Annotated in this window: 20 protein-coding genes and 1 tRNA gene; 12 read left to right on the top strand and 9 right to left on the bottom strand. The window is 71.8% G+C overall.

What is annotated here, in order from left to right; translation table 11 throughout:
* Window positions 1–49 precede the first annotated feature (49 nt).
* The 5 genes from lysA to IE160_RS04425 form a co-directional block, all read right to left on the bottom strand.
* On the bottom strand, window positions 50–1489 hold the full coding sequence (gene lysA, locus IE160_RS04445) for a diaminopimelate decarboxylase (RefSeq protein WP_191151767.1): 1440 nt from the start codon (window positions 1487–1489) through the stop codon (window positions 50–52).
* Window positions 1490–1599: 110 nt separating this feature from the next.
* The gene (locus IE160_RS04440) at window positions 1600–2463 is read right to left on the bottom strand and encodes an LmeA family phospholipid-binding protein (protein ID WP_179873513.1); all 864 of its coding nucleotides are present in this window, start codon (window positions 2461–2463) and stop codon (window positions 1600–1602) included.
* Window positions 2464–2465: 2 nt separating this feature from the next.
* Window positions 2466–4133 (bottom strand): arginine--tRNA ligase, encoded by a 1668-nt coding sequence (locus tag IE160_RS04435; protein ID WP_179873512.1) that lies wholly within the window; start codon window positions 4131–4133, stop codon window positions 2466–2468.
* Window positions 4134–4176: 43 nt separating this feature from the next.
* A complete protein-coding gene (locus tag IE160_RS04430) occupies window positions 4177–5790 on the bottom strand; it encodes an L-lactate permease (RefSeq protein WP_179873511.1) in 1614 nt (537 codons plus the stop codon).
* Between the two features lie 108 nt (window positions 5791–5898).
* A complete protein-coding gene (locus IE160_RS04425; protein ID WP_191151766.1) occupies window positions 5899–6750 on the bottom strand; it encodes a transglutaminase-like domain-containing protein in 852 nt (283 codons plus the stop codon).
* 42 nt (window positions 6751–6792) lie between these two features.
* Between IE160_RS04425 and IE160_RS04420 the strand changes: the two genes are divergently transcribed.
* A tRNA-Arg gene (locus IE160_RS04420) sits at window positions 6793–6865 on the top strand.
* Window positions 6866–6926: 61 nt separating this feature from the next.
* On the opposite strand, the gene IE160_RS04415 is transcribed toward IE160_RS04420, so the two are convergent.
* Complete coding sequence (locus IE160_RS04415; RefSeq protein ID WP_152583462.1) at window positions 6927–7403, bottom strand: ATP-dependent zinc protease family protein; 477 nt, start codon at window positions 7401–7403, stop codon at window positions 6927–6929.
* 24 nt (window positions 7404–7427) lie between these two features.
* Here IE160_RS04415 and IE160_RS04410 point away from each other — a divergent pair, with 24 nt between their 5' ends.
* On the top strand, window positions 7428–8618 hold the full coding sequence (locus tag IE160_RS04410) for a RimK family alpha-L-glutamate ligase (protein WP_179873508.1): 1191 nt from the start codon (window positions 7428–7430) through the stop codon (window positions 8616–8618).
* A 19-nt stretch (window positions 8619–8637) separates the two neighbouring features.
* Here the strand turns inward: IE160_RS04410 and IE160_RS04405 are convergent, their stop codons facing one another.
* Window positions 8638–10080, bottom strand: coding sequence for an XRE family transcriptional regulator (locus IE160_RS04405; protein ID WP_191151765.1), 1443 nt, complete (start codon window positions 10078–10080; stop codon window positions 8638–8640).
* A 129-nt stretch (window positions 10081–10209) separates the two neighbouring features.
* Between IE160_RS04405 and IE160_RS04400 the strand changes: the two genes are divergently transcribed.
* The gene (locus IE160_RS04400) at window positions 10210–12102 is read left to right on the top strand and encodes a phosphoenolpyruvate carboxykinase (GTP) (RefSeq protein WP_191151764.1); all 1893 of its coding nucleotides are present in this window, start codon (window positions 10210–10212) and stop codon (window positions 12100–12102) included.
* A gap of 36 nt (window positions 12103–12138) precedes the next feature.
* Here the strand turns inward: IE160_RS04400 and IE160_RS04395 are convergent, their stop codons facing one another.
* Entirely contained in the window at window positions 12139–12696 is a 558-nt protein-coding gene (locus IE160_RS04395) for a hypothetical protein (protein WP_191151763.1), read from the bottom strand.
* A gap of 207 nt (window positions 12697–12903) precedes the next feature.
* Here IE160_RS04395 and IE160_RS04390 point away from each other — a divergent pair, with 207 nt between their 5' ends.
* From IE160_RS04390 to IE160_RS04350, 9 genes are all read left to right on the top strand, one after another.
* Window positions 12904–13431: an RNA polymerase sigma factor gene (locus IE160_RS04390; protein WP_179873504.1), complete on the top strand. Its 528-nt coding sequence runs from the start codon at window positions 12904–12906 to the stop codon at window positions 13429–13431.
* The gene (locus IE160_RS04385; protein ID WP_179873503.1) at window positions 13418–14221 is read left to right on the top strand and encodes a hypothetical protein; all 804 of its coding nucleotides are present in this window, start codon (window positions 13418–13420) and stop codon (window positions 14219–14221) included. The genes IE160_RS04390 and IE160_RS04385 overlap by 14 nt, the downstream gene beginning before the upstream one ends.
* 127 nt (window positions 14222–14348) lie before the next feature.
* Window positions 14349–16343: a TPM domain-containing protein gene (locus tag IE160_RS04380; protein ID WP_191151762.1), complete on the top strand. Its 1995-nt coding sequence runs from the start codon at window positions 14349–14351 to the stop codon at window positions 16341–16343.
* A gap of 55 nt (window positions 16344–16398) precedes the next feature.
* Window positions 16399–17133, top strand: a complete 735-nt coding sequence (locus tag IE160_RS04375) for a PspA/IM30 family protein (RefSeq protein WP_152583469.1) — start codon at window positions 16399–16401, stop codon at window positions 17131–17133.
* 94 nt (window positions 17134–17227) lie between these two features.
* Window positions 17228–18211 (top strand): DUF418 domain-containing protein, encoded by a 984-nt coding sequence (locus IE160_RS04370; RefSeq protein WP_191151761.1) that lies wholly within the window; start codon window positions 17228–17230, stop codon window positions 18209–18211.
* A gap of 4 nt (window positions 18212–18215) precedes the next feature.
* On the top strand, window positions 18216–19028 hold the full coding sequence (locus tag IE160_RS04365; protein WP_191151760.1) for an arginase family protein: 813 nt from the start codon (window positions 18216–18218) through the stop codon (window positions 19026–19028).
* A gap of 27 nt (window positions 19029–19055) precedes the next feature.
* Complete coding sequence (locus tag IE160_RS04360; RefSeq protein WP_179873498.1) at window positions 19056–19841, top strand: crotonase/enoyl-CoA hydratase family protein; 786 nt, start codon at window positions 19056–19058, stop codon at window positions 19839–19841.
* A gap of 4 nt (window positions 19842–19845) precedes the next feature.
* Window positions 19846–21327 (top strand): dihydrolipoyl dehydrogenase family protein, encoded by a 1482-nt coding sequence (locus IE160_RS04355; protein ID WP_224744574.1) that lies wholly within the window; start codon window positions 19846–19848, stop codon window positions 21325–21327.
* Window positions 21328–21330: 3 nt separating this feature from the next.
* A complete protein-coding gene (locus tag IE160_RS04350; RefSeq protein ID WP_191151758.1) occupies window positions 21331–21828 on the top strand; it encodes a hypothetical protein in 498 nt (165 codons plus the stop codon).
* Here the strand turns inward: IE160_RS04350 and IE160_RS04345 are convergent.
* Window positions 21734–23164 carry an amidase gene (locus IE160_RS04345; RefSeq protein ID WP_191151757.1) on the bottom strand — a complete coding sequence of 477 codons (1431 nt, stop codon included), beginning with the start codon at window positions 23162–23164 and terminating at the stop codon, window positions 21734–21736. The genes IE160_RS04350 and IE160_RS04345 overlap by 95 nt on opposite strands.
* Window positions 23165–23183 lie beyond the last annotated feature (19 nt).

The raw sequence follows: 23183 nt of genomic DNA, 5'->3' as shown, positions 1-23183 counted from the left end.
CCGGGACGGTCGTCTGCGCTGGCGTCGCGGTGACGCCCAGAAATGGGCGTCACTCTGAGCTCCAGCGCGCGGGGTCGACGAAGTCGTTCAGTTCGTAGCCGGTGTCCCGGCGCAGCAGATCGTGCTCGGTCTCGCGGCGCACGAGAGTGCGGGCCGTGCCGTCGCGCACGGCGACGACCGCGGGGCGGGTGAGGTAGTTGTAGTTGCTGGCGAGCGAGAAGCAGTAGGCGCCCGTCGCGGGCACCGCGACGAGGTCGCCCGCCCCGACGTCGCCCGGCAGCCAGTCGGCGTGCACGACGATGTCGCCGCTCTCGCAGTGCTTGCCGGCGAGGCGCACGAGCACGGGGTCGACCGTCGAGCTGCGGCTCGCGAGGCGCACCGAGTAGTCGGCGCCGTACAGCGCGGGCCGCGCGTTGTCGCTCATGCCGCCGTCGACGCTCACGTAGCGGCGCACGGCGTTGCCGCCGTCGTCGTCGAGGGCGACGACGACATCCTTCGTCGTGCCGACCTCGTAGAGGGTGACGCCCGCGGGCCCCACGATCGTGCGACCCGGCTCGACCGCGATGGCCGGCATCGGGATGCTCAGCTCGCGGCACACCTCGGCCACCGCCTCGGCGAGCCCCGTCGCGATGTCCTCGATCGCGGGCGGTGCGTCGCCGACGACGTAGGCGATGCCGAAGCCGCCGCCGAGGTTGAGCTCGGGAACGTCGCCCCCGGCGAGCAGCTCGGCGTGAACCGCGAGCAGCCGCCTGGCCGCTTCGAGGAAGCCGTCGACGACGAAGATCTGCGAGCCGATGTGCGAGTGCAGGCCGAGGAAGCGCAGCGACGGCCGCGCGCGGATCGCGGTGACCGCGGCGAGCGCATCGGCAAGGGGGACGCCGAACTTCTGGTCCTCCCGCGCCGTCGCGAGGTACTCATGGGTGTGCGCGTGCACTCCCGAGTTGATGCGCAGCCGCACCGCCTGAGTGCGGTCGTGGCGCTGCGCGGCGTCGGCGACGCGCTCGACCTCCTCGAGGCTGTCGAGCACGATCGTGCCCACGCCCGCGGCGACCGCGCGGTCGATCTCGGCGAGCGACTTGTTGTTTCCATGCAGGCCGAGCAGAGCAGGGTCCACCCCCGCTGCGAGCGCGACCGCGAGCTCGCCGCCGCTCGCGACATCGAGGCGGAGGCCCGCCTCGACCATCCACCGGGCGACCTCGGTCGTCAGGAGAGCCTTGGAGGCGTAGTAGACGGTCGCGCTCGAGCCGTGCGCCGCGAAGGCCGAGACGAAGGCCTCGCGCGTGCGGGCGGCGCGGGCACGGGCATCCGTCTCATCGACGATGTAGAGGGGCGTGCCGTGGTCGGCGGCGAGGCGGCTCGCCGCGACTCCCCCGATCTCGAGCTCGCCGGAGGACGTGCGCCGCGCGGTAGCCGGCCAGAGCGGCGAGTCGAGCGCGTTCGCGTCACCGGGGCGGATCAGCCACGGCGGAGCGAGCGCGTTGTCGAGCACGGTAAACACCTCACGGGGGAAATCTGCATGTGTTGTGAGGCGAGCGAACCCGGCTTGGTCCCTGAAGCCGCCGCCAGTCTAGCCGCGTCGCACCGGGCGCGGCCCGCACGTCAGCCGCAGGAGCCGAGCTCGGCGAACCCCGGGCCGCCCAGAGCGGTCTCCTCGGCCGCGAGCACGATGACGAGCTGCTCGTCGCCCACCTGCACCGACGTGAGGGTCAGTGCGGCGGGCAGAAGCTCGGCGACGCAGAAGTCACGGGAGTCGAGGAGCGGGTCCACGATGGCTCCGAACTGCGAGCGCAGCGCCTCGACGTCGATGCTCTGGCCGTTGAAGTCGATGCTGCGCGGCGTGAACGCGAGGCGGCCCTCGTCGACGGAGGGCTCGACGCCGATCGCGAGGTCGAAGCTCGCACCGAAGATCTCGAACCCGGTGCCGAATCTGATCAGGCGGTCGTCGAGCGCGATGTCGTTGACGACAGTGCCGGCGAGGAAGCCGGAGAGCCCCGCGAGGTCGCCCTCCGCGACGCGGTAGACGGCCTGGAGCTTCTCGGTGGGCTGCTCGAGGTCGAGCGGCACCCCCGATGCGATGATCTCGAGATCGCCGCGCAGCTCCCCCACCGGGAGGCCGGGCACGTCGACCGTGACGCCGTCGAGCTCACCGCCGGCCAGTTGCGCGAGCACCGAGAACCCGACGAACCCCACCTCGACCGGGTGGTCCTCCTCGAGATCGAAGGCCTCCCGCACCTCCGTCGCGATGAGCAGCGTGCCCTGCTGGCGCGCGATGGACTCGCCCACGACGGCCGCGACGACGAGGGCGCCGAGGAGCGCGAGGACGACCGCGACTGCGATGAGGATGCGCCGCCGTCGGCGGCGATCGTGCGGCGAGGTCTCGCCCGCGGACTGCTCCTGCGCCGCGGGCTCCTGCTCCACGAGCTCCTGCTGCCCGTGCTGCTGCTCCCTCGCCGGGTCGCTCACGGTTACATCCTCTCCGGGGCGGAGACGCCCAGCAGGGTCAGGCCGTTGCGCAGCACCTGGCCGGTCGCATCGCTCAGGACGAGCCGCGTGCCGTGCACGGCCTCGACGGGGTGATCGCCCTGCGGCGTCACGCGGCACGAGTCGTACCAGCGGTGGAAGGCGGCGGCGAGCTCCTCGAGGTACCGCGCGACGCGGTGCGGTTCGCGTAGCGACGCGGCCTGCGCGACGATGCGCGGAAACTCGGCGAGCGCTCCGAGCAGAATGCTCTCCGTCTCGTGGGTGAGCAGGCTCGCATCGAAGCTCGCGGCGTCGACCCCCGCTGCCGCCGCGTTGCGGGCGACCTGGTGGGTGCGGGCGTGCGCGTACTGCACGTAGAACACGGGGTTGTCGTTCGTGCGCTTGCGCAGCAGCTCGGGGTCCAGCGTGAGCGGGGAGTCGGCCGGGTAGCGCCCGAGCGAGTAGCGCAGAGCATCCGTACCCAGCCACTCCCGCAGGTCGTCGAGCTCGATGATGTTGCCCGCACGCTTCGACAGCCGTGCGCCGTTGATGCTCACGAGCTGCCCGATGAGCACCTCGATGTCGCGCTCGGGGTCGTCACCCGCCGCGCCCGCGAGCGCCTTGAGGCGGTGCACGTAGCCGTGGTGGTCGGCGCCCAGCAGGTAGATCGTGAGGCCGAAGCCGCGATCGCGCTTCGACAGGTAGTAGGCGGCGTCGGCGGCGAAGTAGGTGTAGACGCCGTTGCCCCGCCGGATCACGCGATCCTTGTCGTCGCCGAAGTCGGTCGTGCGCACCCAGATCGCGTCGTCCTCGTCGAAGACGTGCCCCTGCACCCGCAGGCGGTCGACGGCCTCGTCGATGGGGCTCGCACCGGATGCCGGGTCGGGAGCGTGCAGAGTCCGCTCGCTGAACCACACGTCGAAGTGCACGTTGAAGAGCTCGAGCGACGACTGGATCTCGGCCAGCTGCCACGCGTAGGCGAGCTCGCGCGCGACGAGGATCGCCTCCGCGCGCGGCAGGTCGCCCAGATCGGGGCGCTCCACGAGAGCACGGGCTCCGAGCTCGGCGATGTAGGTGCCGGGGTATGCGCCCTCCGGCGCCGGCTCGCCGAGCGCCGCGGCGAGCACCGACTCGCCGAAGGTGTCGATCTGCGCTCCCGCGTCGTTGATGTAGAACTCGCTCGTCACGGCGGCGCCCGCCGCGGCGAGCACGCGACGGAGCGAGTCGCCGAGGGCCGCCCAGCGGGTGTGGCCGATGTGGAGCGGCCCCGTCGGGTTCGCCGATACGAACTCGAGGTTGATGACCTCGCCCGCGAGCGCGTCGTTGCGGCCGTAGGCCTCTCCCTGCTCGACGATAGCCCGCGCGAGCTCACCGGCGGCACCCGCCTCCAGGCGGATGTTGAGGAACCCGGGGCCGGCGATCTCGACAGCGGCGACGCCCTCGATCGCGAGGATGCCCGGCTCGAGCTCCTCGGCGAACGCGCGCGGGGGCATCCCGAGTCGTTTCGCCCACTTGAGAGCGATCGAGGTCGCCCAGTCGCCGTGATCGCGATTGCGCGGGCGCTCCAGAGCGATGTCGTCGACCGTGAGCGAGGTCGCCTGACCGGCGTCTCGTCGCTCGACCGCGCCCTGGACGACGGCGAGCAGAGCGGAGGCGAGGTCGGCGGGATTCACGACTGCCGATCCTATCGGGCGGGCGACGCGCCCATCGCGCTGCTCAGGGCACCATCCAGCCGAGCACGGGCGTCGACTGCAGCACGATGAGCACCGTGATGAGCGCGAGCAGCCCCAGGCTCCACGGCAGGAGCTTGCGCAGCAGGGCACCCTCCGAGCCGGGCTGACCGACGGCCGCCGCACCGACCGCCAGATTCTGCACCGAGAGCATCTTGCCCAGAACACCCGCCGAGGAGTTCGCGGCCGCCATGAGCACCGGCGGCAGCCCCACCTGCTCGGCCGCGGCGACCTGCACCGGGCCGAACAGCACGTTCGACGACGTGTCCGAGCCCGTCAGAGCCACACCGATCCAGCCGATGATCGGCGACAGCACCACGAAGAAGCCGCCGGCAGACGCCAGCGCCACCCCGATCGACGTCGCCTGGCCGGAGAGATTCATGACGAAGGACAGCCCGAGCACCGCCGTGACCGTCACGATCGTCCACCGCAGCTGATGCAGCGTCGCACCGTACGCGCGCAGCGCCGTGCGAGGCGCCAGGCGGTAGAGCCCCACCGTGATCAGGCCGGAGAGAAGCAGCAGCGTGCCCGTGGCGCGCAGAGTGTCGAGGTGCATCGTCTGCGCGCTCGCCGGCTCGCCGGCTGCTGTCACGACGTCGAGCCCGGGCCAGGCGAAGGCGACGGTGCCGATCTCCGCGAGCCACTGCGCGATGACCGGAACCTGAACCAGCGAGAACACGCCGATAACGACCGCGTACGGCGCGACCGCCATGAGCACCTCGCGCGCCGGGGGCCGCTCGATCGCGACCGCGCCGACCTCCACCGCCCCGTTCATGCCGACGAGTTCGACGGGCTGCCACACGCGCAGCATCAGGAGCACGGCAATGATCGTGAGCACCGCCGCGACGACGTCGGTCAACTCGACCGCGAAGAAGTTCGCGGTCACGAACTGCGCGGCCCCGAACACGAGGCCCGCCACGAGAGCGACCGGCCAGGTCTGACGAATCCCGCGTCGGCCATCCACGAGGAACACGAGGATGAGCGGTACGAGAACCGCGATGAACGGCGTCTGACGGCCCGTCATCGCTGCGATGTCGGCGAGCGGCAGGCCCGTGACGCCCGCGAGAGCGATGACGGGCGCCGCGAGCGCCCCGAAGGCGACCGGCGCCGTGTTCGCGAGCAGGGATACGAGTGCCGCCTTGAGCGGTGCCATGCCCGCCGCGAGCAGCATCGCCGCCGAGATGGCCACCGGTGCGCCGAAGCCCGCCAAAGATTCCAGGAGCGCACCGAAGCAGAACGCGATGAGGATCGAGAGGATGCGCAGGTCGTCGCTCACCGAGCGGATCGTGCGGCTGAACACCTCGAACCAGGGCGTCACCACGGTCAGCCGGTAGATCCAGAGCGCATTCACCAGGATCCACAGGATCGGGAAGAGCCCGTAGAACACGCCCTCGGCCGCCGCGCTCAGCGCCTGCACGGGCGGCATGCGCCACGCCACGACAGCCAGCACGATCGACAGGGCGAGCGCCGCGAGAGCCGCGAAGGGCGCGCGCACCTTGAGGGCGCCGAGGAGCACGAACAGCAAAAGTAGCGGCAGAGCCGCCGCGATCGCCGACAGCGCGAGCGAACCGAACAACGGGGCGATCTCCTGCTCGAACACGAATGCTTACGCTGTCACCGGGAAGAGCCCGCCGCAAGAGCCCGACCCAGAATGAGGACCAAGGTCCCGACGACCCTCCTCCCCGCTCGACCTCAGCGGGGCGACAGCTCAGCCGAGCGCGACCAGCGCGTGCGGGTCGTCGACCGTCGGCTGCACGGCGTCACCCCACGCCCCGGCGGCTCGCACACTTAATCCCCGCAGCATGAGCGCCGAGCCGTCGTTCGCCAGAAACGCCGTGTCCGCCGCATCGCGACCCGTCGCGATGCGCAGCATGCCCTCGCGGGGCGCGAGCCCCGTCGCATCGACAACCCACCACCGACCCTCGATCGCGACCTCGACGACCGCATGAAAATCCATAGGAGACAGCTCCGGCGCATAGACCGAGACGAGCCGCGCCGGCAGATCCGTCGCCCGCAGCAGACCGGCCATCAGGTGCGCGAAATCACGACACACGCCCTTGCCCGTCGCGAGAACCTCCGGCAGACCATCCGTCGCCGCGGACGACCCCAGCGAATAGTCGAGCAGCTCGCCCACCATCGCGCGCGCCGCAGCGATGCGCGCAGCCGGGTCCAGCGCTCCCAACGCCGCCACCTCCTCCGCGTCCATCAGAGCACCGGGCAGCAGATCGGACTGCACGTAGCGGCTCGGCCGAACGTCCTCCACCAGATCCCGCTCCACGACCAACGCCGGAGTCGCACGACCTTCCACCTCCGCCCCGTACCGCACCTCCAGCTCGCCGGCCGGCACCGTCGCCCGATGCCAGCGCGTGCCCGCGCGACCCTCCAGCTCACGCAGCTCCACGGGGCGGCCATCGACCTCGACCGAGAGCGACTCGACCACCCGCAGACCCGGCGATCGGGCCACCGCGACCGCCAGAACGATGCTCGTCGGCTCCCCCACCGACGCGCTCAACGAGCAGCCCACCGCGCGGTGGTCAGAGCCGCTCACCGGGATCGTCATGCGCACATGCTGGCACGGAAGCCGGTAGGATCGACGCATCCCGCCTCCGTAGCTCAGGGGATAGAGCGCCAGTTTCCGGTACTGAAGGTCGCAGGTTCGATTCCTGTCGGGGGCGCTGTGCCGATTCCTTCTTGGCTGTCCGTATTGCTACGCGGCCGCTGGCGCTGCGAGCGCGGTCAGCGGTTGCGGTTGCGGCGGCGGATCTCGCGCGGAGCGCGGCCTCCGAGGAACGACTTGGCGGGGTCCACGAGGAAGCCCTGACGCAGAGCCTGGCGCCCGATGAGCATCCGGAACCCCATCTCGTCGCGGTTCGACAGCGTCATCTCGGTCTCGATCTCGCGGCCGAGCAGGGCGATTCTCATGATGACGACGATGCGCTCCTCGACATGCCCCGACGACGAGCGCACGTGGCGACGATCATGGATCGGGCACTCGACGACGACCGCATCCTCGCGCGACTCCTGCCACGGCTGCAGCCGGAACCTCACCCGCTCGGAGGCGCCCTCCCCGGTGAGCGTGACATCGTAGGCGTGCACAGAGGAGCTGCGGGCGCCCGTATCGAGCTTCGCCTTGATCCACGGCACCCCGGCACCCGGCAGGCTGACCCACTCGCGCCACCCCGCGACGATGCTTGACTGGGCCTTGTCCGTCACTCGACCATCATCCCAGGGAAGTTCATGAAACTCGGCATCCTGTCGCGCGCACCGAAGTCATACTCCACGCAGCGGCTGCGCGCCGCGGCCGTCGAGCGCGGGCACGACGTCAAGGTGCTCAACACGCTGCGGTTCGCCATCGACCTTTCCCAGGACGAGCCGGACCTGCAGTTCCGCGGCCGTCCCCTCTCGACCTACGACGCCGTGCTGCCGCGCATCGGCAACTCGATCACCTACTTCGGCACCGCGGTCGTGCGCCAGTTCGAGCAGATGGACGTCTTCACGCCCAACACCGCGAACGGCATCAGCACCGCGCGCGACAAGCTGCGTGCCACGCAGGTGCTCTCCCGCCACGGCATCGGGATGCCCGCGACGGCCTTCGTGCGGAACCGCGCCGACGTGCGCCCCGCCATCGAGCACGTCGGAGGAGCCCCCGTCGTCATCAAGCTCCTCGAAGGCACCCAGGGCATCGGCGTGATCCTCGCCCCCCAGGTGAAGGTCGCTGAGGCGATCATCGAGACGCTGCACTCGACCAACCAGAACGTGCTCATCCAGCAGTTCATCGCCGAGAGCCGCGGTCGCGACATCCGCGCCCTCGTCGTCGGCGACCGGGTCGTCGCGGCGATGCGCCGCACCGCCGAGGGCGATGAGTTCCGCTCCAACGTCCACCGCGGCGGCAGCGTCGAGGCCGTCGACCTGAGCCCCGAGTACGTGCGCACCGCGGTGCGCTCCGCCCAGATCATGGGCCTGCGGGTCGCGGGCGTCGACATGCTCGAGGGTAACGACGGACCTCTCGTCATGGAGGTCAACTCCTCCCCCGGGCTGCAGGGAATCGAGTCGGCGACGAAGCTCGACATCGCGGGCGCCATCATCGACTACATCTCGCACGAGGTCGCCTTCCCCGACATCGACGTGCGGCAGCGACTCGCGGTGTCGACGGGTTACGGCGTGGCCGAGCTTCTCGTGCACGCTGGAGCCGACGTCGTGGGTCGCACGCTGGGTGAGTCGGGCATCCTCGACAAGGACATCACGGTGCTGACCCTCAATCGCGGCGCGACGGTCATTCCGAACCCCCGCATGAAGCAGGTTCTGGAAGCCGGAGACCGACTGCTGTGCTTCGGCAAGATGGAGGAGATGCGGTCGATGACGCCGTCGCGCCGGCGACGCCGGGCCTCGGTGCGCAAGCTCCCCAAGCAGCCCCCGATCTCCTCCTGAGCTCGCCCCCGGGGCGTCGTCAGCTCTCGCCGTCGCCCGCGTGCTCGTCGAGGAACGCGTAGAGCTCCTGATCGTCCACGCCGGGGAAGGTTCCGCTCGGCAGCGGCGACAGGATGTGCGCGTGCAGCTTCGCGCTCGTCCACGCCTTGCCCCGCCAGCGCTGCGCGAGATCGCTCGGCGGGTGCTTGCAGCACACCGGGTCGGGGCACGTGGAGTGCTCGCGGTTGCTCGTCTCGCGACCGCGGAACCACTTCGCATCGGCGAACGGCACCCCCACCGTGATCGAGAACTCGTCGTTCGCGCTCGTCGTACCGGTCTGCGTCGACTCCCAGAACGTGCCCTCGGGAGTGTCGGTGTACTGGTAGTACTCGGTCGTGCGGTTCGTGCGCGTCATGGCCACGCGCGCACTCCACTTGCGGCACACGAGCTGCCCTTCCGTCGAACCGGTGACGTCGACAGGCAGCCTCAGCCCGTCATTCTCGTAGGCCTTGTACACCGCGCCGTCATCGCCGACGCGGAGGAAGTGCAAGGACAGGTCGAGGTAGGTCGTCGCGAGGTTCGTGAAGCGCAGTGCCGCCGCCTCGTGCGTGACGCCGAAGGCGTCGCGGAAGTCCTCGACCGCGATGTTGCGGTCGGCCTTCGCCTGCGTGAGGAAGGCGACAGACTGCTCGCGCGGCATGAGGCAGGCGGCGGCGAAGTAGTTGATCTCGAGCCGCTGGCGCAGGAACTCGGCATAGGTCGCCGGCACGCGGTGCTCGAGCAGGCGGTGCGCGATCGCCTGCAGAGCCATCGACCGCAGGCCGTGCCCGCCGGGAATCGACGCAGGCGGCAGGTAGATGCGCCCGTTCTCGAGGTCGGTGACCGAGCGCGCCGAGTGCGGCAGGTCGTTCACGTAGACGAGCTCGAACCCGAGGCGCGTCGCCATGAGTCCCACCTCGCGGTGCGTGAGGGCGCCGCTCACGTGGCCGGTCTCGGCGACCATCCGCTCGGCGAGCTCCTCGATCTCCGGCAGATGGTTGTCGAGCGTGCGCATGTGCAGCCGCTGAGCCGTGTTCGCGCGCCGTGCCTCTTCTGGCGTGGCGATCGCTTGGCGCTGGCGTTCGATGAGCGCCCGATGCAGGCCCACGAGCGACTCGAGCACGTCGTCCGGCATCGAGCGGGATGCGCGGACCATGGGCAGACCCAGAGCCGCATAGTGCGCGCTGCGCTGGGCGCGGTCCAACTCGATCTCGAGCGCTGCGCGCGGGGTCGGAGGGGTGTCGTCGAGCAGGTCGGCGACGGTCACATCGAGAGTTTCGGCGAGCGCGCTCAGGAGCGTCACCCGCGGCTCTCGACGACCGTTCTCCATGAGGGAGAGCTGACTGCCCGCGACGCCCACGCGCTCGCCGAGCGCATCGAGGGTCAGACCGGCCGCGTTGCGGAAGTGCCGCAGGCGCTGGCCGAGGGTCACGAGATCGTTCATGGATTCACCATATCGAAAGAATGGCCATTCTTTCCACCATTTTCCCGGCAAGATGCCCCTTCCTCGCGCTCAAGATGGTCACAGCGGCCGATCCTCACACGCCGACACCGCCGCACACGGGAGAAGACCATGACGCTCATCGACCAGCGCACGCGAACGATCTCCGACGACGACTCGACCCCGCGCACCCCCGATCCCTCCTCGCCCGAATCGGGCGCCATCGGCATCGGCATGGACCGGCCGCAGGACGTGGTCGCGTGGGTCGACGAGCTCGCGGCGCTCATGGAGCCCGACGCCATCCACTGGGTCGACGGCTCGGCCCGCGAGCGTCACGCCCTGCTGCAGGGGCTTGTCGCGAGCGGAACCATCCAGCAGCTGAACCCCGATCTGCGACCGTACAGCTTCCTCGCCCGCTCGGACGCGAGCGATGTCGCCCGCATCGAGTCGCGCACCTTCATCTGCTCCGTCGAGAAGGACGACGCCGGCCCCACCAACAACTGGCGCGACCCCGCAGAGATGCGTGCCAAACTGGGCGAGCTCTTCGCCGGCAGCATGCGCGGCCGCACGCTCTACGTCGTGCCCTTCGCCATGGGCCCCCTCGGGTCGCCCATGACGAAGTACGGAGTGCAGATCACCGACTCCCCGTACGTCGTCGTGAGCATGGGCACGATGACCCGCATGGGCGATGCGGCGCTCGCGATGATCGCCCGCGGCGCCGACTGGGTTCCCGCCGTGCACAGCGTCGGCGCTCCGCTCGCGCCGGGCGAGACGGACGTGCCCTGGCCGTGCAACGACACGAAGTACATCGTGCACTACCCCGAGACGCGGGAGATCTGGTCGTACGGCTCGGCCTACGGCGGCAACGCCATCCTGCCGAAGAAGGCGTTCGCCTTGCGCATCGCCTCGGTCATCGCGCGGGATGAGGGCTGGCTCGCCGAGCACATGCTGCTCATCAAGGTGACGGCGCCCTCGGGCAAGTCGTACCACCTGGCGGCGGCCTTCCCCAGCGCGTGCGGCAAGACGAACCTCGCCATGCTCGCCCCCACGATCCCCGGCTGGACGGTCGAGACCGTCGGAGACGACATCGCGTGGCTGCGCATCGGCCGGGATGGGCGCCTGCGCGCCATCAACCCCGAGGCCGGCTTCTTCGGCGTGGCTCCCGGCACCGGCCCCGAGACCAATCGCACGGCCATCGACACCCTGTGGGGCAACACGATCTTCACGAACGTCGCCCTGCGCGAGGACGGCGACGTGTGGTGGGAGGGGCTCACCCCGACGCCGCCCGCGAATCTCACCGACTGGCAGGGCGAGTCGTGGACCCCGCAGTCGGGGCGTCCCGCCGCGCACCCCAATTCACGCTTCACCGTGTCCGCCCGACAGTGTCCGAGCATCTCGGACGATTGGGAGGACCCGGAGGGCGTCGTCATCGACGCCATCATCTTCGGCGGCCGCCGAGCCAGCAACGTGCCCTTGGTGGTAGAGGCGCGCGACTGGGATCACGGCGTCTTCATGGGCGCCACGATCGCTTCCGAGCAGACGGCGGCCGCCGAGGGCACTGTGGGAGAGCTTCGCCGCGACCCCTTCGCGATGCTGCCCTTCACGGGCTACAACATGGCGGACTACTTCGCCCACTGGCTCGACTTCGGCGCCCGACTGCGCACCTCCGCCCGTGTGCCGCGCGTGTTCCAGGTGAACTGGTTCCGCAAGGGCGACGACGGCTCGTTCCTGTGGCCCGGCTTCGGCGAGAACGCCCGAGTGCTGCAGTGGATGATCGAGCGGCTCGAGGGCACTCAGCGCGCCGTCGAGACCCCTCTCGGGCTCGTCCCGACGACGACGGGCCTCAACCTGGAGGGGCTCGACATCTCCGAGGAGCAGCTCAGCGAGCTGTTCCGCATCGACCCTCGCGCCCTCGATCTCGAGACGCACGACATCGAGGAGTTCTTCGACACCTTCGGCCACCGGCTGCCGACAGAGCTGTACCGTCAGCTCGAGCTGCTGCGGGCCCGCCTCGGCGCCGAGTAGACGACTCGGCGCCGAGGGAGCCTCGCACGGCCGCGGTCAGCGGCGGTTGAGGAGGAACAGCAGCCCTGCGATCGCGTAGGCCGCGGCGACGATCGTCGCCAGGATCGCGCCGATCGAGATCCACCCGAGGGTGGTGGCGAGCCAGAGCACCGAGAGAATCGCGGGAACGAAGAAGAACCAGCGCGAGAGTCCTCGCGCGACGCCCTTCTGGTAGGTAATGATGGCTCCGACGATCGCTCCGACCGCGATGAGGACCACGCCGATGGTGCGCAGCTCCCCGGGCAGCGATACGCCGAAGACCCCGAGCAGCGGGACGAGTCCGAGCAGCAGAAAGCCGATACCGAAGGCGACGAAGCCGATCTTGCCGAGCACCGAGCCGCCCACGACGCCGTTCGATCCGGTCTGGCCGAAGGCGAGGAAGAAGCCGCTGGCTCCGAGCAGCAGGAAGCCGATGATCGTGAGCCAGCTCGTGAGCTCGCCGCCGGACCCCGCTCCCTCCACGAGCAGCGCGATGAGCCAGAGCAGCGCCCCGAGGAGCATTCCTCCACCGCCGAAGAGCCTCCAGTTGGCAGAATTCTTGGTGACGCGTGCCATATCGATATCTCCTTCGATCACGATGGCGCCGACGCGGGGGTGGATCGGCGTCCGGGCACAGCGTGCCAGGGATTCGCTCGCGCGGATAGAGCCGGGGCGCAGACTGCTCGCGCCTCACCCCAACGTTCACCGCGCGATGAGCGTCTGAGAGGGTAAGGGCGCACGACGGCGCCGCGCGCCAGGATCGTGCGGGATCGGGAGGCACACGTGCAGGAGACGGCTCGGGCCGGCTGGGAGGGCGTGCTCGAAGCGCTCGTCGCCGAGCGCGGCGACGCCCTCGTGCGCTACGCCTACCTGCTGTGCGGCGACCCTGACGACGCGGCCGACCTCGTGCAATCGGGCCTCGTGGCGACCTTCGGCCGCCTGCGCAACGGCTTCGCGCTCGAGCGTGCCGAGTCGTACGTGCGCCGGGCGATCGCCTCGGCCTACCTCGATCGGGGTCGGCGCGCGACGCGCTGGCGGCGGATCGCCCACCTCCAGGCGCGTCCCGAGAGCGTCGACTCGTCAGACCGCACTGTCGACCTGCACCTCGACGTGCGGGCCCAGCTCGACGCGCTGAGCCCCCGCGAGCGCGCCTGCATCGTGCTGCGCTACTACGAGGACCTCAAGGTCGACGACATCGCCGATCGCCTCGGCATCAGCGCTGGCGCGGTGAAGCGGTACCTCAGCGACGCGCACGCGAAGCTCGCCGACGCGCTCGCACGCCACGAAGGAGACGTGTATGACCCCGCATGATGACCTCGCGGCACGCCTCGCCGAGGAGGCGGAGCGCTCGGCCCCGCACCCCCGCTTCGACGTCGACTCCCTCGTGCGCCGCAGCCGGGCGCGACGCCGCCCCGCCCTTCTCGGTGCCGGAGTGCTCGCCACCGTCGTGATCGTCGGCATCGGTGGGCTCGGGATCGGCGCGCTCAGCGGACTGGTGCCGAACGATTTCACTGCGGCAGACAGCGCCTCGACCGCGGAGGAGTCTGCGATCGAGCAGGGTGGCGCCGATGACACGGGCGGGGGCACGATGGCCGAGGGGGAGTCCGCACTCGAACCCGACTGGCTGCAGAACCGCTGCGGTGCGGCGCCCATCACGCCCGCCGATGTTCCCGACATCGACGTGCGGCTGGAGGTCGACTTCCCCACCGCCGCCCCCACCGGCACCGGGGCGATCGCTGGCACCGTGCGCATCACCAACACCGGGGAGGACCCGGTGAGCGGACTCCTCTCGGCAACGCCCGCGATCACCCTCGCCTCGCAGGGCGTGACGGTCTGGCACACCTCGGTGCGGTCCGACCGCGGCCCCCAGGCGATCGCGCTCGACCCCGGTGAGTCTCGAACTGTCGATGCCGAGCTGCGCGCGCTCGACTGCACGACCGGTGACGAGGGCCGAGGAGGTGACGAGGATCTCGATCCACTGCGACCCGGCGAGTACGCCGTGTCGGCCGTCCTCGACATCACTCTTGATGACGACTCCGCGGCACGCGTGCCCCTGGTCTCCGAGCCCGAACCCCTCCGGCTCATCGAGCCGACGGGCTAACGGAGGCGCCGGCCACGCACGATGTCTCGACACCGCGCCACACTCGATGGCTAGAATCACGGCACCAGCCGAGAGAGACGGTGCGATGCACGCGCAATCGATCAGGACACGCCCGACCATGCCGACGATGACGCGGCGACGCACCCCCGCCTCCCTTCTGCTCGCCGCGCTCCTCGGGGGCTCGCTCCTCGTCGGCGCCGGCCCCGCTCACGCCGCCGAGCCCCTCGACATCGGCGGCGCCTACGTGCTCGACGAGGCCGGCGTGCTCGGCGACGACGCACCGCGCGTCGAGGCGGCCCTCGAGAGCCTCGTCGACGAGATCGGCGCGCCCCTCGTCGTCGTCATCGTCGACACGTTCGAGGCGCCGCAGAACGGCGCCGAGTGGGCCGACGCCGCAGCGATCGCCTCGGGACTCGGCGAGCGGGATGCCCTGCTCGCGATCGCCGTGCAGGATCGCTCATTCGGTATCTCGCCAGGGCTCGACTTCCCGGTGAGCGACGACGCCCTCGCGAGTGCGGAGGCCGAGGCGCTCATCCCCGCGCTCCGCGACGACCGCTGGGCGGACGCGATCGTCGACTACGCCGAACGGCTCGCCTCGCCGGGCGGCTCACTGCTCCCCCTCCTCATCGGCGCCCTCGTCGTCGCCGTCGTCATCGTCATCGCCGTCCTGGTCGTGCGCTCGCGTCGGCGCGGCGCGAGCGCGACGCGCGCGCCCGAGAAGCAGTCCCTCGAGCAGCTCGACCAGTCGGCGTCGCGTCGGCTCGTGGAGCTCGATGACGCGCTCGCGACGAGCGAGCAGGAGCTCGGATTCGCCGAGGCGCAGTTCGGCGCCGAGCCCACGGCGGGCTTCCGCGACGCCCTCACCCGCGCACGCGCGCTCGTCACCGAGGCGTTCCGAGCGCGCGGCGCGCTCGAGGACGCGACCGTCGAGGCGGGCCCGCGACGCGAGGCTCTGCTGAGCATCATCGCCCAGTGCGACGAGGCGGACGCTCTGCTCGCGGCCCAGGAGGACGCCTTCGAGGCGCTGCGCGAGGTCGAGCAAGACCTCTCGGGCTCGATCACGACGGCCCGCGGTGCCCTCGACGCGGCCGCCTCGGCCGTCGAGGCGGCGACGGCGACCCTCGATCGGCTCCGCGAGGAGTACGCGGCGAGCGCCGTGAGCGATATCGCGGATGCTCCCGAGCAGCTGCCGCGGCTGCTGCAGCTCGCCGAGGCCGAGCTGCAGGCGGCCCTCGCCGCCCACGAGCGCCAGGAGCCCTCCGCGGCGGCGGTCGAGGTGCGCTCTGCCCAGCTCGTCCTCGCCCAGCTGCACAGCACGGCAGCGGCGGTGGACCGCCGAGCGGCCGAGCTCGGCGAAGCACGGTCGGCGGTCGCCGATCAGCGCTCCGACCTCGCCTCGGGTATCGAGGCCGCCCGTGCGATCCCGTCGACCTCCGCGGGCTCCCCCGAGCTCACGGCGGCGGTCGCCGTCGCGCAGTCCGCCCTCGACGCGGTCGACGACCGTGACCCGGTCGCGACTCTCACGCGCCTCGTGGCCGCGGATCGGGCACTCGATGCCGAGCTCGCCGACGCGCGCGAGGAGTCAGAGCGCCGAGCTGCCGCTGAGGCCGCCCTCGAGCGCACGCTCGCCTCCACGCGCAGTGCGATCCTCAGCGCGGCAGAGTACATCGCCTCCCACCGCGGCGCCGTCGACGCGAGTGCTCGCGCCCGCCTCGCCGAGGCGCAAGCGCAGCTCGACGTGGCTCTCGACGCGCGCGCGAGCGACCCGGTCTCCGCTCTCGAGACCGCGCAGGGCGCCCATGATCTCGCCCGACGCGCCCTCGAGGCAGCGGAACGCGACGTGCGCGGGGCCCTCGAACCGCGAGGAGCCATCGGTGGCCTGAACGGATCAGGCTCGTCCGGCGGAGGCGGCGCGCTCGTCGGAGGGCTGCTCGGCGGTCTCCTCGGCTCGGGCGGCGCACCCTCCCGCCCGCGCTTCGGCTCCTCGGGCTCGCGACGCTCGTCCAGCTCCCGCTCCTCGGGGTCGGCCGCCCGTTCGACGTCGCGATCCTCCACGCGCTCCGCACGCCCGACCCGCTCCTCCCGTTCCCGCTCCGGCCGCAGCCGCGGCGGCCGCTTCTGACCCCGCACCACCGACGCTCTCCTTGGAACATCCCCACAGAAAGGCACCATTCGTCATGACCAAGCAGTCCATCTTCGGCCGCATCGCCCAACTCGCGAAGGCCAACATCAACGCCCTGCTCGATTCCGCGGAGGACCCGCAGAAGATGCTCGACCAGATGGTGCGCGACTACACCGCGAGCATCCAGGAGGCGGAGGCGGCGATCGCGCAGACCATCGGCAACCTGCGCCTGCTCGAGCAGGACTACGCGGAGGACGTCGCCTCGGCGCAGGACTGGGGCCGCAAGGCCGTCGCCGCGAGCGCCAAGGCCGACGAGCTGCGCCAGGGCGGCAACACCGCCGATGCCGACAAGTTCGACAACCTCGCGAAGGTCGCACTCGGCAAGCAGCTTGCGGCCGAGTCGCAGGCGAAGGCCGCCGAGCCCACGATCGCCTCGCAGACCGAGGTCGTCGAGAAGCTCAAGAGCGGGCTCGAGGGCATGAAGGGCAAGCTCGGCGAGCTGCGCGCCAAGCGCGACCAGCTCGTCGCGCGCTCGAAGATCGCCGACGCCCAGTCGCAAGTGCTCGACGCCGTGAAGAGCATCGACATCCTCGACCCGACGAGCGAGCTCGGCCGCTTCGAGGAGAAGATCCGCCGCGAGGAGGCGAAGGTGCTCGGCCAGCAGGAGCTCGCCTCGTCGAGCCTCGACGCTCAGTTCGAGGCGCTCGAGGACGTCGGCGTGCAGGCCGAGGTCGACGCGCGGCTCGCCGCCCTCAAGCAGGGCAACGCCCCGCAGGCGATCGATCAGTAGAGCATCCGACGTCGCCGTCCCCGACCGCACGCGCGGCGGGGAGGGCGCTCGATGGCACGGCGTCGATGCGGCGCGCGGGCTGGCGATCATCGGCATGATCGCCGCGCACGCGTGGCCACGGCAGGATGACGGCGAGCTGCTCGTCGACGGGCGCCCCTCGGTGCTGTTCGTCGTCGTCGCGGGCGTCGCGCTCGGTCTCGTGACCGCGCGCGCCGCGCAGCCGAGCGCGCCCGTGGATGCGCGACGGGAGCAGCGCATCCGCCTGCTCGTGCGCGCGGCGATCCTGCTCGTGATCGGCCTGCTGCTCTGGATGCTCCCCAGCGGTATCGCGATCATCCTCGACTACTACGGTGTGCTGTTCGTGCTCGCCCTGCCGCTGCTGTTCGCCGCGCGGAGGCTGCTCGCCATCGTGAGCCTCGCATTGCTCGTCGCCGCGCCGCTCTCCCGTGACGCGCTCGTCGCGGCGGGGGTACCCGGCGAGAGCCCGCTCGAACCCGTCGTCGACTACTTGTTCACGGGCTACTACCCCGCCGTGCTGTGGCTGCCGCTCGTCGGTCTCGGCCTGCTCGCGACGCGCTCGGGGCTCGATCGCGCGCGCACGCGCGCCGTTCTCATCGGCGGAGGCGCCACCGCGGCGCTCGGCGGCTACGGTGCCGCGGCCCTCCTGCCGAGTGTCTCGGCCGAGGCGCACAGCGGCACGACCGCAGAGCTCGTCGGCTCCGGCGGGCTCGCGTTCGCGATCATCGGGCTGCTGCTCGTCGTGCTCGACCCCGGCACGCCCTCGCCGTGGCGTCGCGTCGTGCTCGCGCCGCTCACCGCGCTCGGCCGAGTCGCCCTCACGGTCTACGTCGGCCAGGTCGTCGTCATTGCGGCCTTCGCCGCGCTCGGGCCCGCGGGGCGCTTCACGAGCCCGGTCGGGGAGACCCTCACGGTCGTGCTCGTCGTGGCGGGCATCCTGTTCGGCCTCGCCTGCTCGGCGCTCGGGCGGCGGGGACCGTTCGAAGCGCTCCTGAGCTCGGCAGCGGCCGCCGTCGGCCGCGCGGCGCTACCGCCCGCCCCGCGCTCGATGGGAGACTGACGGCATGGCCGCCCGCTTCCTCGTCGTCCCGCAATGGCAGGGCTCCGGCTCCGACCGCGCCATGCGTCTCGTGGAGGGCGCCGAGGCGATCTACGCCGACCTGCCCGCCGCCGCGACCGAGCGCGTGGAGGTGCCGCTCGAGGCCGGCGACCACGAGGGCACGGGCATCCACCGCTGGAGCTCGATCCGCCTCGTGCGCGAGCGTCTGGGCCGCGCCCTCGCCGAGCACAAGAGCGACCGCGACGACCCGGTCATCGTCGTCGGAGGCGATTGCGGCGTCGAGTACGCGAGCATCGACGCGGTCGCCGCGCGGGCGCGCCCCGTGCTGCTGTGGGCCGACGCGCACGCCGACCTCAACTCGCCCGAGACCTCCCCGAGCGGCGCGTTCCATGGCATGGTGCTGCGCGCGCTCCTCGACGACGGCATCGTAGCCCCGGAGGACGTACTGCTACTGGGTGTGCGCGACCTCGACGATGCGGAGGCGGACGCGATCGAGCGGGTCGGCCTGCGCCGAGTAACCGCTGACGAGGTGGCCGATGCGGTCGCGGAGCGCGCGAGCGACGGAGCGGATGCCCTGCTCTACCTGCACGTCGACCTCGACGTTCTCGACCCCGGCGTCTTCGCGGGCGTCGGCTTCCCCGCCCCGTTCGGGCTCGGGCTCGGGGAGTTGTGCGACGCCCTGCGGGCGGCGCGCGGCGCGCTGCCGCTCGGCGGTGCAGGGTTGTGCGAGTACGCCCCGCCCGAGGGAGCGCGCGATGACGAGGCGGGCGACGACAGCGCCGCCATCCTGCGGATCATCGGCGCTTTCACCCGCTGAGCGCCCTGCCTCAGTACCCTGGCGTGCATGACTGAGAAGCGCGTCACCGTCGACCGCGACGGCCCCCTCCTGCTCATCGGCCTCAACCGCCCCGAGAAGCGCAACGCCGCCGATGTCGCGATGCTCGAGCAGCTCGCGCTCGCCTACGGCGAGCTCGACCGCGACGACGAGGCCCGCGTCGGGGTCGTCTACGCGCACGGCGACCACTTCACGGGAGGTCTCGACCTCGCCGACGTGGCCCCCCGCATCGGGCCCGAGGGCCTCTCGATGGTGCCCGAGGGCGGCATTCATCCCTGGGGCATGGACGGCTCACGCGTGAGCAAGCCCGTCGTTCTCGCCGTGCAGGGCACGTGCCTCACCCTCGGCGTCGAGCTCGCTCTCGCCTCCGACATCACGATCGCGGCCTCCGACACCGTGTTCGCTCAGCTCGAGGTGGCGCGGGCGATCCTGCCCTTCGGCGGGGCGACGACCCGGTTCGCCGCGACGGCCGGCTGGGGCGACGCGATGCGCTGGATGCTCACGGGCGACCGCTTCGACGCCGCCGAGGCGCACCGCATGGGTCTCGTGCAGGAGGTCGTCGAGCCGGGCCAGCAGCTCGAGCGAGCGCGCGAACTCGCCGAGCGCATTGCCGCCCAGGCGCCGCTCGCCGTGCAGGCGACTCTCGCCAACGCCCGCCTCGCCGTGCGCGAAGGAGCCGCGGCAGCGGAGGCGCGTTTGCCGCACGAGCTCGTGCGGCTCGCGCAGACGGAGGATGCACGTATCGGCATGCAGGCCTTCCTCACCCGCACCGACCCCGCGTTCGTGGGGCGGTAGAGGCGTGGTGTCGACAGCGGCCGTGGACGGCAACCAGAACGAGCCAGAGTCGTACGACGTGGTCGTGATCGGCGCCGGAGCCGTGGGCGAGAACGTCGCCGACCGCGCCGTGCAGGGCGGCCTGAGCGTGCTCATCGTCGAGAGCGAGCTCGTCGGCGGCGAGTGCTCGTACTGGGCGTGCATGCCCTCCAAGGCACTCTTGCGCTCCGGCAGCGTGCTGCGCGCGGCGCACGCCGTGGGCGGTGCGCGCGAAGCCGTCACGGGCAGGCTCGACACCGCCGCCGTGCTCGCGCGGCGCGACACGTTCACGAGCCACTGGGACGACAGCGGCCAGGTGCGGTGGCTCGAGAAGGCGGGCATCGAGCTCGCCCGTGGCCGGGCTCGGCTCGACGGCGACCGCCGCGTCATCATCACGGGGGACGACGGCGATCAGCGCACCGTGCTCGCCCGCCACGCGGTCGCGATCTGCACGGGCAGCGAGGCCGCGGTGCCGCCCATCGACGGCCTCGCGGAGGCGAGCCCGTGGACCTCCCGCGAGATCACGAGCACCGAGACCGTGCCAGACCGGCTCGCGATCATCGGCGGCGGGGTCGTCGGCTGCGAGATGGCGACCGCGTTCACCTCGCTCGGCAGTCGCGTGACGCTCCTCAGCCGCGGGCGGCTGCTCTCCGGCGTCGAGGAGTTCGCAGGTGATGCCGTCGCCGAGCGTCTGCGCGCGGACGGCGCCGAGGTGCTCATCGGCACGACGCCCGAGCGCGTCGACCGGCTCGCCGACGGCACCGTGCGCCTCGCGCTGCCCGAGGGCCGCGAGCTCGTCGTCGACGAGGTCGTCGTCGCCACCGGCCGCCGGGCCGCCACGCACGACCTCGGGCTCGAGACGGTCGGGCTCGCCCCCGGCGAGTGGATCGACGTCGACGACACCCTGCGCGCCCTCGACGCCGACGGGCGCGCGAGCGAGTGGCTCTACGCCGTGGGAGACGTCAACCACCGTGCGCTCCTCACGCACCAGGGCAAGTATCAGGCGCGCGCCGCAGGCGACGGGATGGCGGCGCGCGCGAGCAGAGCATCCCGCCAGGAGGCCGCGTGGGGCGCGCACGTCGCGACCGCCGACCACGCCGCCGTACCCCAGGTGACGTTCACGGCGCCCGAGGTCGCGAGCGTCGGCCTCACTCTCGCCGAGGCGACCGAGCGCGGACTGCACGTGCGCGCCGTCGACTACGAGCTCGGGTACGTCGCCGGCGCGAGCGTGCACGCCGACGACTACCGCGGCACCGCCCGCATGGTCGTCGACGAGGACCGCCGCGTGATCGTGGGCTTCACGATCGTGGGCGACGACGTCGCCGAGCTGCTGCACGCCGCGACGATCGCCGTCGTCGGCGAGGTCACCCTCGACCGGCTGTGGCACGCCGTGCCCTCCTACCCGACCATGAGCGAGATCTGGCTGCGGCTGCTCGAGCAGTACGGCCGCGCGAGCGCGACGGGCTAGCCCGTGCGATTCGTGCGTGCCGTGTTCGCGCTGCCCGGGTACTGGCTCGCGACCGCGCTCGCCCTGATCTGGGGCGCACCGCTCGCGCGATTCCGCGTCGCGCGCCACGGCGACCTGCTCGTGTGCGCGGGACTGCCGCGGTGGGCCTTCGGTCGGGGCGGCACGACCATCGGCGCCGTGTACCTCACGCACGGCAGCGTGGGCGAGGCCGTGCTGCGGCACGAGGCCGTGCACCGGCAGCAGTGGCGGCGGTACGGCCTCGCGTTCATCGTGCTGTACGTCGCGGCGGGCCGCGACCCGCTGCGGAACCGCTTCGAGATCGAGGCAGGACTCGAGGATGGCGGCTACCGCCGCCGCGCGGCCCCCGCTGCGGCGCCCACCGGTGCGGCGCCCACCGCAGCGCCGCCTACCACTGCGGCGGGTGCAGACGCTCCGGATGCGCCCGCTCCCACTGCGCCCCCAGCGCGAGAAGATCGGCCTCCCCGCCCGGGCGCCCGATGAGCTGCACGCCCATGGGCACGCCCGGCACCTCGGAGTCGGCACCCGTAAGGCCGATCGGCAGAGTGAGCGCGGGCAGCCCGGCGACGTTGACGAAGCTCGTCCACGGCGTGTACTGCACCTGCTGCGCGAAGTTGCGCTCCGGGTCCTGCGCGTCGAACCAGCCGAGGGGGCGGGGCGTCATCGCGAGCGCGGGCGTGACCACGATGTCGACCGTGCCGAGATGGCGGATAACGCGGCGCTCGAACCCCGTGAGCCACGTGAGCGCCTCCGCGAGCGCCGTCGCGGGCAGCGCCCGGCCCTGACCGACGAGCCAGGCCGTGAGCGGCTCGAGCAGCGCGAGCTCGTCGTCGGTCCGGGCGGGGATGCCCGCGGCCCCCGCCATCCACACCGTGCGGAAGTGCCGGGCGTAGTCGGGCTCGGCGGGCAGCGTGAGGTCGTCCACGCTGTGGCCGAGGCGCTCGAAGCCCGCGATGGCCGTCGTGAGGGCATCCCGCGCCTCGAGAGCGATCGTGATGTCGGTGAAGCCCTCCCAGGGGGTGCTCGTCATGACGCCGAGCTGGAACCGGCCCTCGCCGCGCACGGCAGCGCCGAGGAAGGGGCCGTCGTGCGGGGACGGCGCGCGCGTCGCGAACTCCCACGGTGCCGCGGAGACGAGCGCGTCCAGCATGAGCGCGGCGTCCGCGACCGTGCGGGCGAGGGGACCGGGAACGACGAGGCCGGCGGGGCGGTCGAGACCGCTGCCGGCGGGGATGCGCCCGCGGGACGGCTTGAGGCCGACCAGGCCGCACGCGGCGGCGGGAATGCGGATGCTCCCTCCCCCGTCGGAGCCCGGGGCGAAGGGCAGCAGTCCGGCCGCGACCGCGACCGCCGCCCCGCCGCTCGATCCACCGGCGCCACGATCGAGCGCGAAGGGGGTGCGCGCGGGAGGCGCCACGAGGCTCTCGGTGTAGGAGGGCAGACCGAACTCGGGCGCCGCCGTCGCGCCGAGGCTGATCGCACCGGCATCGTCGAGGTGGCGCACGAGCTCGTCGGACTGCTCGGGAAGGTGCTCGGCGAACAGGCGCGAACCGAAGGTCGTGCGCTGGCCCGCGCGCGGCACGAGCTCCTTGTCGGCGATCGGCAGACCCCAGAGCGGCGCCGTGCGGGGAACCTCCCGCACCACGCGCTGCGCGGCCTCCCGAGCGCGCTGCGCCTCCACGACGGTGAACGCCCCGACATCGTCGTTGATCCGCTCGATGCGCGCGAGGTAGTGCTCGACGAGGTCGCGGGGCTCGAGACGGCCCTCGTGCAGCCACTGCCACTGCTCGAGCGCGGTCAGATGGTGGAGTTCGAACACGCCGTCGAGCCTACGCGGG

Origin of the sequence: Chryseoglobus sp. 28M-23 (assembly GCF_014789785.1) — a bacterium.
GTDB lineage: Bacteria > Actinomycetota > Actinomycetes > Actinomycetales > Microbacteriaceae > Microcella > Microcella indica.
Note: the sequence above shows the minus strand (reverse complement) of the source record. Positions and strands in the feature narration are given on the sequence as shown.